Origin of the sequence: Pseudomonas sp. FGI182 (assembly GCF_000511325.1) — a bacterium.
In the GTDB taxonomy this organism is placed as follows: Bacteria; Pseudomonadota; Gammaproteobacteria; order Pseudomonadales; family Pseudomonadaceae; genus Aquipseudomonas; species Aquipseudomonas putida_Z.
In genome coordinates, this window is sequence record NZ_CP007012.1 from 4,556,826 (window position 1) to 4,573,341 (window position 16,516).

12 protein-coding genes are annotated in these 16,516 nt (G+C 65.4%); all 12 read left to right on the forward strand.

Annotated features, from left to right (window positions below; genetic code table 11):
* Nucleotides 1-44 precede the first annotated feature (44 nt).
* The 12 genes from tssB (at nt 45) to C163_RS20090 (ending at nt 16,514) form a co-directional block, all read left to right on the forward strand.
* On the forward strand, nt 45-560 hold the full coding sequence (tssB, locus tag C163_RS20035; RefSeq protein ID WP_025340314.1) for a type VI secretion system contractile sheath small subunit: 516 nt from the start codon (nt 45-47) through the stop codon (nt 558-560).
* 11 nt (nt 561-571) lie between these two features.
* Nucleotides 572-2,068, forward strand: coding sequence for a type VI secretion system contractile sheath large subunit (gene tssC, locus C163_RS20040; RefSeq protein WP_025340315.1), 1,497 nt, complete (start codon nt 572-574; stop codon nt 2,066-2,068).
* Nucleotides 2,069-2,253: 185 nt separating this feature from the next.
* Nucleotides 2,254-2,742 carry a type VI secretion system tube protein Hcp gene (locus C163_RS20045; protein WP_025340316.1) on the forward strand — a complete coding sequence of 163 codons (489 nt, stop codon included), beginning with the start codon at nt 2,254-2,256 and terminating at the stop codon, nt 2,740-2,742.
* Nucleotides 2,743-2,812: 70 nt separating this feature from the next.
* A complete protein-coding gene (locus C163_RS20050) occupies nt 2,813-3,253 on the forward strand; it encodes a type VI secretion system amidase effector protein Tae4 (protein WP_025340317.1) in 441 nt (146 codons plus the stop codon).
* Nucleotides 3,250-3,690, forward strand: coding sequence for a hypothetical protein (locus tag C163_RS27375; protein ID WP_025340318.1), 441 nt, complete (start codon nt 3,250-3,252; stop codon nt 3,688-3,690). Before C163_RS20050 ends, C163_RS27375 begins: the two co-directional genes overlap by 4 nt.
* Nucleotides 3,684-4,199: a type VI secretion system baseplate subunit TssE gene (gene tssE, locus C163_RS20060; protein WP_025340319.1), complete on the forward strand. Its 516-nt coding sequence runs from the start codon at nt 3,684-3,686 to the stop codon at nt 4,197-4,199. The genes C163_RS27375 and tssE overlap by 7 nt, the downstream gene beginning before the upstream one ends.
* On the forward strand, nt 4,196-6,058 hold the full coding sequence (gene tssF / locus C163_RS20065; RefSeq protein WP_025340320.1) for a type VI secretion system baseplate subunit TssF: 1,863 nt from the start codon (nt 4,196-4,198) through the stop codon (nt 6,056-6,058). Before tssE ends, tssF begins: the two co-directional genes overlap by 4 nt.
* Nucleotides 6,055-7,071, forward strand: a complete 1,017-nt coding sequence (gene tssG, locus C163_RS20070; protein WP_025340321.1) for a type VI secretion system baseplate subunit TssG — start codon at nt 6,055-6,057, stop codon at nt 7,069-7,071. Before tssF ends, tssG begins: the two co-directional genes overlap by 4 nt.
* Nucleotides 7,064-9,739 carry a type VI secretion system ATPase TssH gene (tssH, locus tag C163_RS20075; protein WP_025340322.1) on the forward strand — a complete coding sequence of 892 codons (2,676 nt, stop codon included), beginning with the start codon at nt 7,064-7,066 and terminating at the stop codon, nt 9,737-9,739. Before tssG ends, tssH begins: the two co-directional genes overlap by 8 nt.
* A gap of 11 nt (nt 9,740-9,750) precedes the next feature.
* Nucleotides 9,751-11,688: a type VI secretion system tip protein VgrG gene (locus tag C163_RS20080; RefSeq protein ID WP_025340323.1), complete on the forward strand. Its 1,938-nt coding sequence runs from the start codon at nt 9,751-9,753 to the stop codon at nt 11,686-11,688.
* 11 nt (nt 11,689-11,699) lie between these two features.
* Nucleotides 11,700-12,134, forward strand: a complete 435-nt coding sequence (locus C163_RS20085) for a DcrB-related protein (RefSeq protein ID WP_025340324.1) — start codon at nt 11,700-11,702, stop codon at nt 12,132-12,134.
* 9 nt (nt 12,135-12,143) lie between these two features.
* Nucleotides 12,144-16,514, forward strand: a complete 4,371-nt coding sequence (locus C163_RS20090; protein ID WP_025340325.1) for an RHS repeat-associated core domain-containing protein — start codon at nt 12,144-12,146, stop codon at nt 16,512-16,514.
* The last annotated feature ends 2 nt before the right edge of the window (nt 16,515-16,516 follow it).

Genomic DNA, 16,516 nt, shown 5'->3' on the forward strand with positions numbered 1-16,516 from the left:
CCGCAACGAACAGCGCCGCCGTACCGGCGACCAGGAGGAACAACGTGGCGAAAGACAGCTCCCAGAAATTCATCGCGCGCAACCGTGCGCCGCGGGTGCAGATCGAATATGACGTCGAGCTCTACGGCGCCGAAAAGAAAGTCCAGTTGCCGTTCGTCATGGGCGTGCTGTCGGACCTTGCCGGCAAGCCGGCCGAGCCGCTGCCAGCGGTGGCCGAGCGCAAGTTCCTGGAAATCGACGTCGACAACTTCGACTCGCGCCTGAAGGCGATGAAGCCACGCGTGGCCTTCAACGTGCCCAACGAACTGACCGGCGAAGGCAACCTGAGCCTGGACATCACCTTCGAGAGCATGGACGACTTCAGCCCGGCCGCCGTGGCGCGCAAGGTCGACGCCCTCAACCAGCTGCTCGAGGCCCGCACCCAATTGGCCAACCTGCTGACCTACATGGACGGCAAGACCGGTGCCGAGGACATCATCCTCAAGGCCATCAAGGACCCGGCCCTGCTGCAAGCCCTGGCCAGCGCACCGAAACCCGTCGACAACGAGCCCAAGGCCTGAGGAGACAGCCCATGAACGATCCATTGCGCGACGCCCAGGCCCAGCCGGGAGCTGCCACCCAGGACCCGAGCGAGTTCGCCGCCCTGCTGCTGCAGGAGTTCAAGCCCAAGACCGAACGTGCCAAGGAAGCGGTCGAAAGCGCCGTGCGTACCTTGGCCGAGCAGGCCCTGGCGCAGACCAGCCTGGTGTCCAACGATGCCATTGGCTCGATCGAGCAGATCATTGCCGCCATCGACGCCAAGCTGACCGCACAGGTCAACCAGATCATCCATCACGACGACTTCCAGCAGCTGGAAAGCGCCTGGCGTGGCCTGCATTACCTGGTCAACAACACCGAGAGCGACGAGCAGCTGAAGATCCGCGTGCTCAACGTCTCGAAGACCGAGCTGCACAAGACCTTGAAGAAATTCAAGGGCACTGCCTGGGACCAGAGCCCGGTGTTCAAGAAGCTGTACGAGGAAGAGTACGGCCAGTTCGGCGGCGAACCTTATGGCTGCCTGGTCGGCGACTACTACTTCGACCAGTCGCCACCCGACGTCGAGTTGCTGGGCGAGATGTCGAAGGTCTGCGCCTCGATGCACGCGCCGTTCATTGCCGCCGCCTCGCCGACCGTGATGGGCATGGGCTCCTGGCAGGAGCTGAGCAACCCGCGCGACCTGACCAAGATCTTCACTACCCCGGAATACGCTGGCTGGCGCTCGCTGCGTGAGTCCGAAGACTCGCGCTACATCGGCCTGACCATGCCACGCTTCCTGGCGCGTCTGCCTTATGGCGCCAAGACCGACCCGGTCGAGGCATTTGCCTTCGAAGAAGACACCGACGGCGCCGACAGCAGCAAGTACACCTGGGCCAACGCCGCCTATGCCATGGCCGTGAACATCAACCGCTCGTTCAAGTACTACGGCTGGTGCTCGCGCATTCGTGGCGTGGAGTCGGGTGGCGAAGTGCAGGGCCTGCCGGCGCACACCTTCCCCACCGACGACGGTGGCGTGGACATGAAGTGCCCGACCGAAATCGCCATTTCCGACCGCCGCGAAGCGGAGCTGGCCAAGAACGGGTTCATGCCGCTGTTGCACAAGAAGAACACCGACTTCGCTGCCTTCATTGGTGCCCAGTCGCTGCAGAAGCCGGCCGAGTACGACGACCCGGACGCCACCGCCAACGCCAACCTGGCCGCGCGCCTGCCGTACCTGTTCGCCACCTGCCGCTTCGCTCACTACCTCAAGTGCATCGTTCGCGACAAGATCGGCTCGTTCAAGGAGAAGGACGAGATGCAGCGCTGGCTGCAGGACTGGATCCTCAACTACGTCGACGGCGACCCGGCGCACTCCACCGAGACCACCAAGGCCCAGCACCCGCTGGCAGCCGCCGAGGTTGTGGTCGAGGACGTCGAAGGCAACCCGGGTTACTACAACTCGCGCTTCTACCTGCGCCCGCACTACCAGCTCGAAGGGCTGACCGTGTCGCTGCGCCTGGTATCAAAGCTGCCTTCGGCCAAAGGGGCCTGACAGACTTCGGGGCCGCTTAGCGGCCCTTTCGCGACGCAAGGCCGCTCCTGCACAGAGGGCCGACGTCGTGTGTTGAGTGAGAGACCGACGCAGCTTCTGTAGGAGCGGCCTTGCGTCGCGAAAGGGCTGCGCAGCAGCCCCAACTGCACCAAACCGCCAACCTGACGCGTAATACCGAGGACACCATGGCTGTAGATATTTTCATCAAGATCGGCGACATCAAGGGCGAGTCCCACGACAAGGCCCACAAGGACGAAATCGACGTGCTCAACTGGAGCTGGGGCATGTCCCAGTCCGGCAACATGCACATGGGCAGCGGCGGCGGCTCGGGCAAGGTCAACATCCAGGACCTGTCGATCACCAAGTACATCGACAAGGCCAGCCCCAACCTGATGGCCCACTGCTCCAGCGGCAAGCACATCGACAAGGTCAAGCTGACCGTGCGCAAGGCCGGGGGCGAGAGCCAGGTCGAGTACCTGATCATCAACCTTGAAGAAGTCATCATCAGCTCGCTGAGCACTGGTGGCTCGGGCAGCGACGACCGCCTGACCGAGCACGTGACCCTGAACTTCGCCAAGGTCACCGTCGACTATCAGCCGCAGAAAGCCGACGGCACCAAGGAAGGCGGCCCGATCAAGTACGGCTGGAACATCCGCTCCAACGTCAAGATCTGACCGACCGCGCCCGCGCCGCCTTGGCTGGCGCGGGCGCCTTCCCCCACCTCACCCGCTCACGGTGAACCCCATGGCCAAGCCTTCTTTCATCAACCTCTGGAATGCCTACCCGACCGACTCCTCGCCTTGCGACGGCGGCTGGGACAACCAGTGCGCCATCCGCATGAGTATCGCGCTCAACGGCGAGCACACCATCAAGGTGAACGCCGGTACCTACAGTGAACCACGTTGTGCCCATGGCCATGCCCGGGGTGCCGAATCGCTGGCCAACTGGCTGTGGAAGCACCATCTCGGCGCCCCGCTGCAACTGAGCGGCAGCGCAAGCGACCGCCTCAAGCTCGGCGAAAAGCGCGGCATCATCTTCTTCAAGGACTGCTTCGCCCGTGCCGGGCAGGCATTCGAAAACCGTACTGGCGATCACATCGACCTGTGGGACAGAGGCCGGGTCACGGGCTATTTCGCCGACCAGGCCCATCGTTCCAAGGCCGTCTGGTTCTGGGAGCTGAAATGAAACGTGCGCCCAAAGCCATGCCGGCCCTGCTGGTCGCGTTCGCCCTGAATGCCTGTGCACAGCCCCCCGCTCCCTCGCCGAACGCGGCGCCGGAGGTCAGCCTTGCCGGGAAAAAGCTCGTGCTGGTGAACCACGAAGGCCGCTGCGCGCTGCGCAAGGCCGATGCCTCGCTGTTGCAGTTGGAGATGCCCTGGCCCTGCCAGCTCAGCCCGGAGCGAGATGGCGGCAAGCCTCGCGTGGAGCAGTTCAATGGCGCGCAGATCATCATTGTCAGCCATGTGCAGCCAGACCCGTCACAACCCGGCCGTTGCGAAAGCCAGTACCAGGCTGTTCGCCAACTGGGCGAGCGCCTGGAGCCTTCCATCCTGGCACGTGGCGCCAGCTGCTCGAACGGCCCTGTAGACCAGAAGAACTTCGTGGGGCTGTTCGAGTGGTAGCCGAAATCGCCGCCCGCGACCGTCTGCAGCCCTCGCTGCTGGACCGCCTGACCGACGACGACCCGGGCAACCCGCAGGAAGCGCCGGACAAGCGCGTGCTCAGCCTGCACCAGCTCAAGGCCTCGGTACTGCGCGACCTCGCCTGGTTGCTCAACACCACTTCGCTGCTCGACAGCGCCGCGACTCTGGGCACCCCGGCCGGGGCTTCGGTGATCAACTACGGCCTGCCGGCCCTGGCCGGCAACAGCGCCTCGAACATCGACCTGGCCGCCCTGGAGCGCATCATCCACCAGGCCATCGCTACCTACGAGCCACGCATCCTCGCCCATACCTTGAAGGTGCGTGCCCAGGCCGCACCCGGCGAGATGAATGCCAACGCCCTGAGTTTCGAAATCGAAGGTGACCTGTGGGCCCAGCCGGCGGCCTTGCCGTTGCTGCTGCAGACCGAGGTGGACCTTGAGTCCGGCCATGTGCGCGTGGCCCCTGCCGAACGCCGGAGGCGTGCATGAACCCGCGCCTGCTCGAGCTGTACAACCAGGAGCTGCAGCACATCCGCGAAAGTGCGGCGGAGTTCGCCCGGGAATACCCGAAGATCGCCGGGCGCCTGACGCTGTCCGGGATCGAGTGTGCCGACCCCTATGTCGAGCGCCTGCTCGAAGGCTTCGCCTACCTCACCGCGCGGGTGCAACTGAAGCTGGATGCCGAGTACCCGACCTTCACCCATAACCTGCTGGAGATCGCCTACCCGCACTACCTGGCGCCGACCCCGTCGATGACCGTGGTGCAACTGCAGACCGACCCCGACGAGGGTTCACTGGCCGCCGGGTTCCGCCTGCCGCGTGACAGCGTGCTGCGCGCCAACCTGGGGCGCAACTCGCAAACCCCGTGCGAGTTCCGCAGCACCCAGGACGTCACCCTCTGGCCCTTGCAGGTAGCCCGCGCCGAGTACTTCGGCAACCCTGGCGCGGTGCTCGGGCGCCTGGCCAGCAGCGTGCCGCAAGCCCGCGCCGGCCTGCGCCTGACCCTGCGCAGTGGCGCCGAGGTGCCGTTCGCCAGCTTGCCGCTCAGCCATCTGCCGCTGTACCTCAACGGCGCCGACGAAACCCCGTTCCGCCTCTACGAGCAACTGCTGGGCAGCGCCTGTGCGGTGTTCGTGCGCCAACCCGGCGCCGATTGGGTGGAACGTATTCCGGTCGAACAGGCCCTGCGCCCGTGTGGCTTCGATGACCGTGAAGCGGCGTTGCCGGTGGTGCCCCAGGCCTTCCAGGGCTACCGCCTGTTGCAAGAGTACTTCGCCCTGCCGCAGCGCTTCCTGTTCGTCGATTTTGCCGGGCTGGAGCAGGCCGTACAGCGCTGCACCGGCCAGACGCTGGAAGTGCTGGTATTGTTCGAACGCTTCGACCAGAGCCTGGAGAGCAGCGTCGGCGCGAGCCAGTTCGTGCCGTTCTGCACCCCGGCGATCAACCTGTTCCCGCGCCGTGTCGACCGCCTGCACCTTTCCGATCGGGTGCATGAGCACCACGTGATCGCCGACCGCACCCGGCCCACCGATTTCGAGATCCATTCCCTGCAGCGGGTCACCGGCCACGGCACCGGGCCGGATCAGGAATTCCTGCCGTTCTACGCGGTGCGCGACCCTTCGCGCTACGGCCGCGACCAGGCCTACTACATCGTGCGCCGGGAGCCGCGGGTGCTGTCCAGCGACCAGCGACGCAATGGCACCCGCTCCAGCTACATGGGCAGCGAAACGTTCATCAGCCTGGTCGACGGCCAGCAGGCACCCTACCGCCACGACCTGCGCCAGCTGGGTATCAGCGCCCTGTGCAGCAACCGCGACCTGCCACTGTTCATGAGTGTTGGCGACGGGCGCAGCGACTTCAGCCTGGCCGACAGCGCACCGGTTGCCGGCGTGCGTTGCCTGGCCGGCCCGAGCCGGCCCAAAGCCAGCCATGCCCATGACAACCGCGCCTGGCGCCTGATCAGCCAGCTGTCGCTGAACTACCTGTCGCTGGCCGAGCACGGCCAGGGCGCCGCCGCCCTGCGCGAATTGCTGCGCCTGTATGGCGACCCGCAGGACAGCGCCCTGAACCTGCAGATCGACGGCCTGCGCGACGTCAGCAGCAAGCCCTGCACCCGACGCCTGCCGATGCCCGGGCCGATCGTTTTCGGGCGTGGCCTGGAGATCACCCTGACCTTCGACGAAAACGCCTTCCGCGGGACCGGCGTGTTCCTGCTCGGCGCGGTGTTCGAGCGTTTCCTGACCCGCTACGTGTCGATCAACAGCTTCACCGAAACGGTACTGCGCACCAGCGAACGCGGCGAGATCATGCGCTGGTCGGCCAAACCGGGGCGCAGGCCGACCTTATGAACACCTTGCAGGCCATGCAGGACGAGCCCTGGGCGTACGACTTCTTCCAGGCGCTGCGCCGCCTCGAAGCGCAATACCCCGAGCTGCCACGCTTCGGTCATTCCCTGCGCCTGGCCGACGAGCCTGTGCGCCTGGGCCAGCGCCTGGACTGCGGGTTCGCCCCGTCGACCCTGGCCTCGGTCAGCGCCGACGGCAACCAGCCGGCGCGCCTGGAGCAGTTTTTCTTCGGCCTCGGTGGCCCCAACGGGCCGCTGCCACTGCACCTGACCGAATACATGCGCGAGCGCCAGCGCAACCATGCCGATTCGACCAGCAAGGCGTTCCTCGACGTCTTCCATCACCGCCTGCTGAGCCTGTTCTACCGTGCCTGGGCCGAAGCCCGACCGACCGTCAGCCACGATCGCCCGGGTGATGACTACTGGGCCGCGCGCCTGGCGGCGCTCAGTGGCCGTGGCCAACCCGAACTGCAAGGCCAGGGCGCGCTGGCCGACACCGCCAAACTGCACTGGTCCGGCCACCTGAGCGCGCAAACGCGCTACCCGGATGGCCTGTGCAGCATCCTCAGCGGGTATTTCGGCGTGCCTGTGACGCTGGAAGAGTACGTCGGCCAGTGGCTTGAGCTGCCCGAACGCAGCCAGCTCGGCGTGCGCGCCAACCGCCTGGGCGTGGACCTGTGCCTGGGCCGCTACGCCTGGGACCGCCAGCACAAGTTCCGGCTGTGCCTCGGCCCGCTCAGCATCGACCAGTACCACGCCCTGCTGCCCGGCGGACAGGCCTTCGTCGAACTGGCGGCATGGGTCGCCGAATACCTGGGCCAGGAACTGGACTGGGACCTCAACCTGATCCTCGCGCAGGACCAGGTGCCTGCGCTGCAACTCAATGCCGGCCTACGCCTGGGCTTCGATACCTGGCTCGGCCGCCCTCCGCACGATGCACGCGACCTGAAGCTGGCCCGGTACTACGCCGACCAGCCGGCCGCCGCCCACCATACAAGGAACCAGGACCATGGGTGAAATCAGCCGCGCCGCGCTGTTCGGCAAACTCAACAGCGTCGCCTACAAGGCCATCGAGGCCGCAACGGTGTTCTGCAAGCTGCGGGGCAACCCCTATGTCGAACTGGTGCACTGGCTGCACCAGTTGCTGCAACTGCAGGACAGCGACCTGCACCGTATCGTGCGCCAGTTCGATATCGAGCCGGCGCGCCTGGCCCGCGACCTGACCGATGCGCTGGACCGGCTGCCACGCGGTTCGACCTCGATCACCGACCTTTCCTCGCAGGTGGAAGAAGCCGTCGAGCGCGGCTGGGTATACGGCAGCCTGATGTTCGGCGAGAGCCAGGTGCGCAGCGGCTACCTGCTGGTCGGCATCCTCAAGACACCTGGCCTGCGCCATGCCCTGCTGGGGCTGTCGAACGAGTTCGCCAAGCTGAAGGTCGAGGCGTTGAGCGAACGCTTCGACGAGTACGTGGGAGACTCACCGGAAAACCACCTGGCCGCCACCGACGGCTTCAGCGCTGCGCAGCCTGGCGAGGCCAGCGGCGCCGTGGCGCCTGCGGCGATGGGCAAGCAGGAGGCGCTCAAGCGCTTTACCGTCGACCTTACCGAACAGGCCCGAAGCGGCAAGCTCGACCCTATCGTCGGCCGTGACGAAGAGATCCGCCAGCTGGTCGATATCCTCATGCGACGCCGGCAAAACAACCCGATCCTTACCGGTGAAGCCGGTGTCGGCAAGACCGCCGTGGTCGAAGGGTTCGCCTTGCGCATCGTCGCTGGCGACGTGCCGCCGGCGCTCAAGGACGTCGAGCTGCGCAGCCTGGACGTCGGCCTGCTGCAGGCCGGCGCCAGCATGAAAGGCGAGTTCGAACAGCGCCTGCGCCAGGTGATCGAGGATGTGCAGGCCTCGCCCAAACCGATCATTCTGTTCATCGATGAAGCCCATACCCTGGTCGGTGCCGGTGGCGCCGCCGGCACCGGCGATGCCGCCAACCTGCTCAAGCCGGCACTGGCCCGTGGCAGCCTGCGCACGGTGGCGGCTACCACCTGGGCCGAGTACAAGAAGCACATCGAGAAGGACCCGGCCCTGACCCGCCGCTTCCAGGTGGTGCAGGTGGACGAGCCGAGCGAAGCCAAGGCGCTGCTGATGATGCGTGGGGTGGCATCGACCATGGAGCAGCACCACCAGGTGCAGATCCTCGACGAAGCACTCGAAGCCGCGGTCAAGCTGTCGCACCGCTACATCCCGGCGCGCCAGCTGCCGGACAAATCGGTAAGTCTGCTCGATACCGCCTGCGCGCGCGTGGCCATCAGCCTGCACGCGGTGCCGGCCGAGGTCGACGACAGCCGCCGGCGTATCGAGGCGCTGGAGGTCGAGCAGGCGATCATCGCCCGTGAAGCCGCCATCGGTGTGCCTACCGGGCAGCGCCAGGCCCAGGCCGACACCCTGCTGGCCGAAGAGCGCCAACGCCTGGCCACGCTGGAAAGCCGCTGGGCCGAAGAAAAGGCCCTGGTCGACCAATTGCTGGCCACCCGCGCCCAGCTGCGCGACCAGGCCGGGGTGGTCGACCAGGACGCGCAGGTGCCAGGCAACCCGGAACTGCGCGAAACGCTGGCCGACCTGCAACGGCGCCTGAGCGCCCTGCAAGGCGAGAGCCCGTTGATCCTGCCGACCGTGGATTACCAGGCAGTCGCCTCGGTGGTGGCCGACTGGACCGGGATTCCGGTGGGACGCATGGCGCGCAACGAGATCGAGACCGTGCTCAACCTCGACAGCCTGCTGGCCAGGCGCATCATTGGCCAGGACCACGCGCTTGAAATGATCGCCAAGCGCATCCAGACCTCCCGCGCCGGCCTCGACAACCCGAACAAGCCGATTGGCGTGTTCATGCTCGCCGGCACCTCTGGCGTGGGCAAGACCGAGACCGCACTGGCCCTGGCCGAGGCGCTGTACGGCGGTGAACAGAACCTGATCACCATCAACATGAGCGAGTTCCAGGAGGCCCATACCGTCTCGACCCTCAAGGGCGCCCCGCCTGGCTACGTCGGCTACGGCGAAGGCGGTGTGCTGACCGAGGCCGTGCGCCGCCGGCCGTACAGCGTGGTGCTGCTGGACGAGGTGGAAAAGGCCCACCCGGACGTGCACGAGATCTTCTTCCAGGTGTTCGACAAGGGCGTGATGGAGGACGGCGAAGGCCGCCAGATCGATTTCCGCAACACGCTGATTCTGCTCACCACCAACGCCGGTACCGAGCTCATTGCGCGCACTTGCAGCGACCCACAGGCCCTGCCCGACCCGGACGCGGTGGCCAGCCAGCTGCGCAAGCTGCTGCTGGAAATCTTCCCGCCGGCGCTGCTCGGCCGCCTGGTGACCATCCCCTACTACCCGCTCAGCGACGCCATGCTCAAGGCCATCACCCGCCTGCAACTGGAGCGCATCCGCAAGCGCGTGGAAGGCACGCACAAGGTCGGCTTCGCCTACGACGAAGGAGTGGTGGAGCTGATCGTCTCGCGCTGTACCGAAACCGAAAGCGGTGGCCGCATGATCGACGCCATCCTCACCAACGGCCTGCTGCCGGACATGAGCCGCGAGTTCCTCACCCGCATGCTCGAAGGCAAGCCGCTGGCGAGCGTGCGCATCAGCCGCCGCGACAACGACTTGCACTATGACTTCGGCGCAGCCGACTGACAGGACGGACCATGCTGTTCACGCAGTTCACGCGCCTGGCGCAGATCAACAGCCCGTTGGGGCCGGACAAGCTGATCCTGGCCGAAATGGGTGGCAGCGACGAGCTCGGCCGCCTGTTCGACTATGAGCTGCAGCTGACCAGCGACGACCCGGCCATCGACCTCAATGCCCTGCTGGGCAAGCCGATGAGCCTGAGCGTGCAGCAGGGCCTGGGCACATCACGTTACTTCCATGGCATCGTCGCCCGCTGCAGCCAGTCGGTGGACCAGGGCCAGTTCGCCAGCTACCGGGTCACCCTGCGCCCGTGGCTGTGGCTGCTGACCCGCACCAGCGACTGCCGCATCTTCCAGCACCTGAGCGCGCCACAGATCATCAAGCAGGTGTTTCGCGACCTGGGCTTTTCCGACTTCGAGGATGCCCTGAGCCGCAGCTACCGCGAACGCGAATACTGCGTGCAGTACCGCGAGACCAGCTTCGACTTCGTCAGCCGGCTGATGGAAGAGGAAGGCATCTATTACTTCTTCCGCCACGAAGCGCAGCGCCACGTGCTGGTGCTGGCCGACGCCTATGGCGCGCACCCGCAAGTGCCTGGCTACGAAAGCGTGCCCTTCTACCCGCCGGACGGGCAGCACCGCGAGCGTGACCACATCAACGACTGGCACCTGGCCCAGGAAGTCCAGCCAGGTTCCCTGGAGCTCAACGACTACGACTTCCAGCGCCCCAGCGCGCGCATCGACGTGCGCTCGGCCATGCCACGCCCGCACCAGGCCGGTGACTACCCACTGTACGACTACCCCGGCGCCTACCAGCAAAGCCAGGATGGCGAACACTATGCGCGTACTCGCCTGGAGTCGCTGCAGAGCCAGCACGAGCGGGTCGAGCTGCGCGGCAACGCCCGCGGCCTGGGCAGTGGCCACCTGTTCAGCCTCAGCGGGTTCACCCGCCAGGACCAGAACCGCGAGTACCTGATCGTCGGCGCACGCTACTACGTGCATCAGGAGCGCCTGGAAAGCGGCACAGGCAGCAGCGCAGCGCAATTCGAAAGCAACCTCAGCTGCATCGACGCACAGCAGAGCTTCCGCCCGCAGGGCAGCACCGTGCGGCCGATCGTCAAGGGCCCGCAAACCGCCGTGGTGGTCGGGCCCGCTGGCGAGGAGATCTGGACGGACCAATATGGCCGGGTGAAGGTGCACTTCCACTGGGACCGCCACGACCAGTCCAACGAGAACAGCTCCTGCTGGATCCGGGTATCGCAGGCCTGGGCCGGCAAGAACTGGGGCTCGATGCAGATCCCGCGCATCGGCCAGGAGGTGATCGTCAGCTTCCTCGAAGGCGACCCCGACCGGCCCATCATCACTGGCCGCGTCTACAACGCCGAACAGAGCGTGCCCTACGACTTGCCCGCCAATGCTACGCAAAGCGGCATGAAGAGCCGCTCGAGCAAAGGCGGCAGCCCGGCCAATTTCAATGAAATCCGCATGGAAGACAAAAAGGGCGCCGAGCAGATCTACGTGCATGCCGAGCGCAACATGGACACCGTGGTCGAGCAGAGCGAGACGCTGGCCGTCGGCATCAACCGTACCCAGACGGTGGGCATGCTGGAAACCATCACCATCGGCCAGGATCGCATCCGCGCCGTGCGCCGCGACGACATGTTGCTGGTCGGCGCCAGCAAGACCGATAGCGTCAGCACCAGCTACCTGATCGAAGTGGGCGAAAACCTGCGCCTGGTGTGCGGCAAGAGCGTGATCGAGCTCAACGCCAGCGGCCAGATCAATATCAGCTGCGAGCAGTTCAGCTTCCATGCCAGGCAGAACGGCGAGATCAACACCGACGGCACCCTCGACTTGAACGTCGGCAGTGGTGCGCAGACCGCGCCCGACAACCAGGGTGTGAAAAAGACCATCGACGACTCGGTGAAGGCGATCTTCTCCGGCTCCGACCAGTAACGAGACCTGTCATGAGTTATCGCGTCAACGAATTCCGCCTGGCCCTGCCCGATGCCGCCGTGCAGGACAGCAGTATCAACATCCTGCGTTTCGAGGCGCTGGCCACCTCGCTGATCATCAGCCGCAGCCTGCTGGCCGAAGGCGAGACCTTGCAGAGCAATTTCGATGGCCAGTTGCAGCGCCTGCAGCAGCAGGTCAAGGACCTGCGCATGCAGCCCGCCCAGGCGGTGCAGGTAGGCGCCGGGCAGGCGATCGCCGCCATCGAGCTGAGCAGCCAGTTCAGCAAGGGCCAGGAGAAGGTCTATCAGTACCAGCTGGCCCTGGTGCTGCCCGGCACGCGCAAGATGTTTGCCCTGAGCTACGTCAAGGCCAGCCCGCTGGGCACGGCCGAAGCGGCGCACTGGGCAAGCATCAAGCAGTCGCTCGACTTCGACAGCCTGGGCTGATCGCGCACCATGTCCGACGCACTGTGGGCCGCCCGCGAAGGCGACGCGCTGATGCACACCTCGATGCTGGCCGACATCGTCGGGGGTGTGCTGGAAATCGCCGCCACGGTGGCCATCGGCGCCCTGGCCACTGCCGCAGTGGCGGCGGCATTCGGCCTGACCGTGGCCACTGGCGGCCTGGGCTGCTTCGTGCTGGGCGCGGTGGTCGGCCTGGTGGTCGGTGTGGTCATGGCCAAGACCGGCGCCGATACAGGCCTGAGCCGATTATGCGAGGGCATCGGCAATTTCCTGTTCCCGCCGTCGGTGCAGGCCAACATCATCAGTGGCTCGTCGAACACTCGCACCAACGGCAAGCGCGCGGCACGTGCTGCCGGCGTCGTCACCGGCCCGCCAGCACCGTTGGCGCAGGCCGGCGCCGAGGCTGGCGAGGCGAAGGAAGAAACCTTCCTCGACATGGCCAAGGGCTTCTTCTCGCAAATGTGGCGGCCGACCGTGGCCACGCCCGCCGCCAATACCTTGCCGGCACCGGACGACAAGGTACTTTGCAGCAAGCACCCGCCGATGCCACCGCAGTACCTGGCCGAGGGGTCCAGCAAGGTGCTGATCAATGGCCACCCGGCCTGCCGCAGCGGTGACCGCAGCACCTGCGAAGCGGTGATCGTCGATGGCGGCCTGGTGTCGAACAACGTGCGCATCGGCGGCGAGCCGATCGTGGTGCGCGAGATTCGCAGCGGCAAGACGCCGGGCATCGGCCTGGCAGTGACCGCGTTGATGCTGCTGCGCGGGCGTGGCGGCAAGTTCTACAGCAAGTTCGGCTGCATGTTGGTGGGCGGCGTGAGCAGCGTGGTTACCGGCCAGGTGACCGGCGCCCTCACCCAGGCCATGGCCGGTTCGCCCAACCCGGTACATGCGGCTACCGGCGGCAAGGTCCTGTGTGGTGATGAAGACCTCGACTTCACCGTGCAGGCAACCCTGCCAATCGCCTGGCAACGCTTCTACAACAGCCATGACGAGCGGGTCGACGGCCTGTTCGGCGCGGGCTGGAGCGTGCCCTACGAAGTTTCGGTACAGGTTGGTGCAGACGATCACCTGGTGCTGATCGACGAGCAGGCACGCCGAGTGGACATGGGCATCATTACCTTGGGTGATGCGGTGTTCAGCGTCGGTGAAGGGCTGAGCGTACGCCGGGCGCACAACGGCGAACTGCTGACCGAAAGCCGCGAAGGCGAGTATCGGCTGTTCCAGCCGACCCCGGGGCGCCCCGATCGACTGCGCCTGAGCCAGATCGGTGATCGCAACGACAACCGGATCTATCTGGACTACGACAACCAGGGCCGCCTTTGCCAGTTGCGCGACACCTTCGACCAGGTGCGTGTCAGCCTGGGCTACAGCGAACAATGGCCACAACGGGTGAGCCACATCGACTTCCACGCGGCGAGCGGCGAATCGCAACGCCTGGCCAGCTATGGCCATGACGCCAATGGCGACCTCGCGCAGGTGTTGGATGGCACAGGCCAGCCGTTGCGCAGTTTCGCCTATGACGCCGCCCGACGCATGATCGAACACCGTACCGGCGGCGGCCTGTGCTGTTTCTACGAATGGGCGCAGCACGAGGACGGTTGGCGGGTGGTGCGGCATTGGACCAACGGTGGCGACACCTACGCCTTCGAATACGACGTGACCGCAGGCATCACCCGGGTGACCGACAGTCTTGGGCGCATTGCCGTGCGCCACTGGAACCAGCAGTACCAGATCACCACCTATACCGATGCCCTTGAGCGGACCTGGCGCTTCGAATGGAATGACGAGCGCCAGTTGCTTGCGGCCAGCGACCCCATGGATGGACGCTGGCAGTTCTTCTACGATGAGTCGGGCAACCTTGCCGAGACCGTCGACCCGCTGGGGCGTAGCGAGTCGACCGAGTGGCTTGAGCATTGGTCGCTGCCTCGCTGCCAGACAGACTCGGCAGGGCAACGTTGGACCTTCACCTATGACCAACGCGGCAATTGCACGCGCCAGACCGACCCGTTGGGCCAGCACACCCGCTATCGCCATGACAGCCAGGGCAACCCAGTCGAAATCGTCGATGCCAACGGTTCCAGCCGTCACCTGCGCTGGAACGAACGGGGCCTGGTGGTCGAACAGCGGGACTGCTCCGGCTACCTGACCCGCCTCGCCTACGACCCCTTGGGCCACCTGCAATCGATTACCGACGCCCAGGGCGAGCGCACCGACTACCAGCATGACGACAAAGGTCGCTTGCGCAGCGTGACCTTGCCCGATGGCCGCAGCGAAGCATTTGCCCTCGATGCCAGCGGCCTGTTGGCCCAGCACATCGACACGGCAGGTCACGTTACCCAATACCGGCGTAACCGCCGCGGCCAGCTGGAGCTGCGCATTGATGCGCTCGGCCGGCAGGTACGCTACCACCATGACGACTATGGGCGCCTGCTCGCGCTGTACAACGAAAATGGCGAGGCCTACGGCTTCGAATGGGATGCAGGCGACCGGCTGATTGCCGAGCGCGATCTGGACGGTGGCCTGAGGCGCTACCAGTACGACCCGCTGGACAACCTTGTACAGGTCACCTTCCTACCTGCGCCAGGCAGCGAGGAGGCGCCCATCATTCACCGCATGGCGTATGACGCAGGCCGTCGCCTGCTGACCCGTCATACCGATGAGGGACGCACCGACTACTGCAACGACCCACTGGACAACGTGGTTGCGATACGTCGTACCACTGTGGATGGCCAGGTCGAGGAACTGGGCTTCGCTTTCGATGCACTGGGCCAGTTGCTCGAAGAACACAGCGCGCAGGGCAGCGTGCAGTACCAGTACGACCCGCTCGGCAATGTCACCCGCACGCGGGTGCCCGACGGCCGCTGGATCAACCGCCTGTACTACGGCAGCGGGCATCTGCACCAGGTCAACCTCGATGGCACGGTGGTGTGCGATTTCGAGCGTGACCGTGTTCACCGGGAAACACTGCGACTGCAGGGCAACCTGGCGATCCAACGCCAGTACGACCGTGGCGGGCGCCTGCGCACCCTGCTCCGCCGCCCGGCAGCGCAACCCAGCCGGCTGCCAGCGCCAGACCAGCAGCGTTATCAGTTCGACGCAGCCGACCAACTGGCCGTACGCGAGGTGCAACACCCAGGCAACGGGTATTTACAGGCTTTTCAGCACGATGGCTGCGGCTATGTCCTGGGCCGTCAGGACAGCCCGTCTGGCCAGCGCGAAGCGTTCTGCTACGACCCGGCTGGCAACCTGCTCGACCCGGTGGCGGCCAGTGCCGGGCTGGTCCGGCACAACCGTGTGCTCACCTTCGAGGACAAGCGCTATCGCTACGATGGCTTCGGTCGCCTGGTGGAAAAGCGCAGCCGCCGACGCGGCACGCAGCTTTTTCGCTATGACGCCGAGCACCGGCTGGTCCAGGTACGCAACCTGCAAGCCGGGCGGGAGCGCATCATCGACATGCGCTACGACCCGATGGGCCGGCGCACGGAGAAGATCGAATCGACGCTCGACGGCCAGGTGGTCGGCCGCACCCGCTTCAACTGGAGTGGCCTGCGCCTGCTAGGTGAGCAGCACAATGGCCGGCAGGCGTTGTACCTGTATGAAGACGATGGCCACGAACCGCTGGCCCGGGTGGATGGCCTGGGGGCTCACCAGCAAGTGCTGCATTACCACAATGACATCAACGGCCTGCCGGAGCAGTTGACCGATGACACCGGCGAGGTAGTGTGGTCGGCGCGCTACCTGACCTGGGGCGCAAGTTGGGATGAACAGCGCGCCCCCCGCCTGCCGGAAGAACAGAACCTGCGCTTTCAGGGCCAGTATCTGGACCGCGAAATCGGCCTGCACTACAACCTGTTCCGCTTCTACGACCCGGATATAGGCCGTTTTACCCAGCCAGACCCGATCGGTTTGGCCGGTGGTTTAAACCTGTACCAGTACGCACCGAACCCGTTCACATGGTTGGATCCATGGGGGCTGGCGAATGTCAGGAAACTCAAGGAAGGAGAAGTCGCTGGATTCGGCACCAAACCTCATGAAGGAGATGGTCACGATGCGCATGAAATCATGCGCCACAAGTTCATGCAGGACAAAGGCATTGCCAAGACCTCGAGGGTGGTAGGCAACCCGGCGATGGCACTCAAACGTAGCAACCACACCATGGTGCACAACGAGGAGCGCCGCTTGCGAGCACTACGAGGGCTGGGGCCAAACCAGATGCTCAAGCGCGGCAAACTGGAAATCCGACTAATGTCCGAAGCTATTTACAACACATTGGTGACCCGTAATATCGTGACCCAGGACCAACTCCGCACCGCCAGGCGGCTAGCCCGGTCATACGCAAAAAGCAAAGGGTGTTATTGACT

What these genes read in the sequence shown, in the direction of transcription:
- C163_RS20050 (WP_025340317.1), top strand. Translation starts at nt 2,813, where the DNA reads ATGGCCAAGCCTTCTTTCATCAACCTCTGGAATGCCTACCCGACCGAC.
- C163_RS20080 (WP_025340323.1), top strand. Translation starts at nt 9,751, where the DNA reads ATGCTGTTCACGCAGTTCACGCGCCTGGCGCAGATCAACAGCCCGTTG.
- tssG (WP_025340321.1), top strand. Translation starts at nt 6,055, where the DNA reads ATGAACACCTTGCAGGCCATGCAGGACGAGCCCTGGGCGTACGACTTC.
- tssC (WP_025340315.1), top strand. Translation starts at nt 572, where the DNA reads ATGAACGATCCATTGCGCGACGCCCAGGCCCAGCCGGGAGCTGCCACC.
- tssF (WP_025340320.1), top strand. Translation starts at nt 4,196, where the DNA reads ATGAACCCGCGCCTGCTCGAGCTGTACAACCAGGAGCTGCAGCACATC.
- C163_RS20085 (WP_025340324.1), top strand. Translation starts at nt 11,700, where the DNA reads ATGAGTTATCGCGTCAACGAATTCCGCCTGGCCCTGCCCGATGCCGCC.
- C163_RS20045 (WP_025340316.1), top strand. Translation starts at nt 2,254, where the DNA reads ATGGCTGTAGATATTTTCATCAAGATCGGCGACATCAAGGGCGAGTCC.
- C163_RS27375 (WP_025340318.1), top strand. Translation starts at nt 3,250, where the DNA reads ATGAAACGTGCGCCCAAAGCCATGCCGGCCCTGCTGGTCGCGTTCGCC.
- C163_RS20090 (WP_025340325.1), top strand. Translation starts at nt 12,144, where the DNA reads ATGTCCGACGCACTGTGGGCCGCCCGCGAAGGCGACGCGCTGATGCAC.
- tssH (WP_025340322.1), top strand. Translation starts at nt 7,064, where the DNA reads ATGGGTGAAATCAGCCGCGCCGCGCTGTTCGGCAAACTCAACAGCGTC.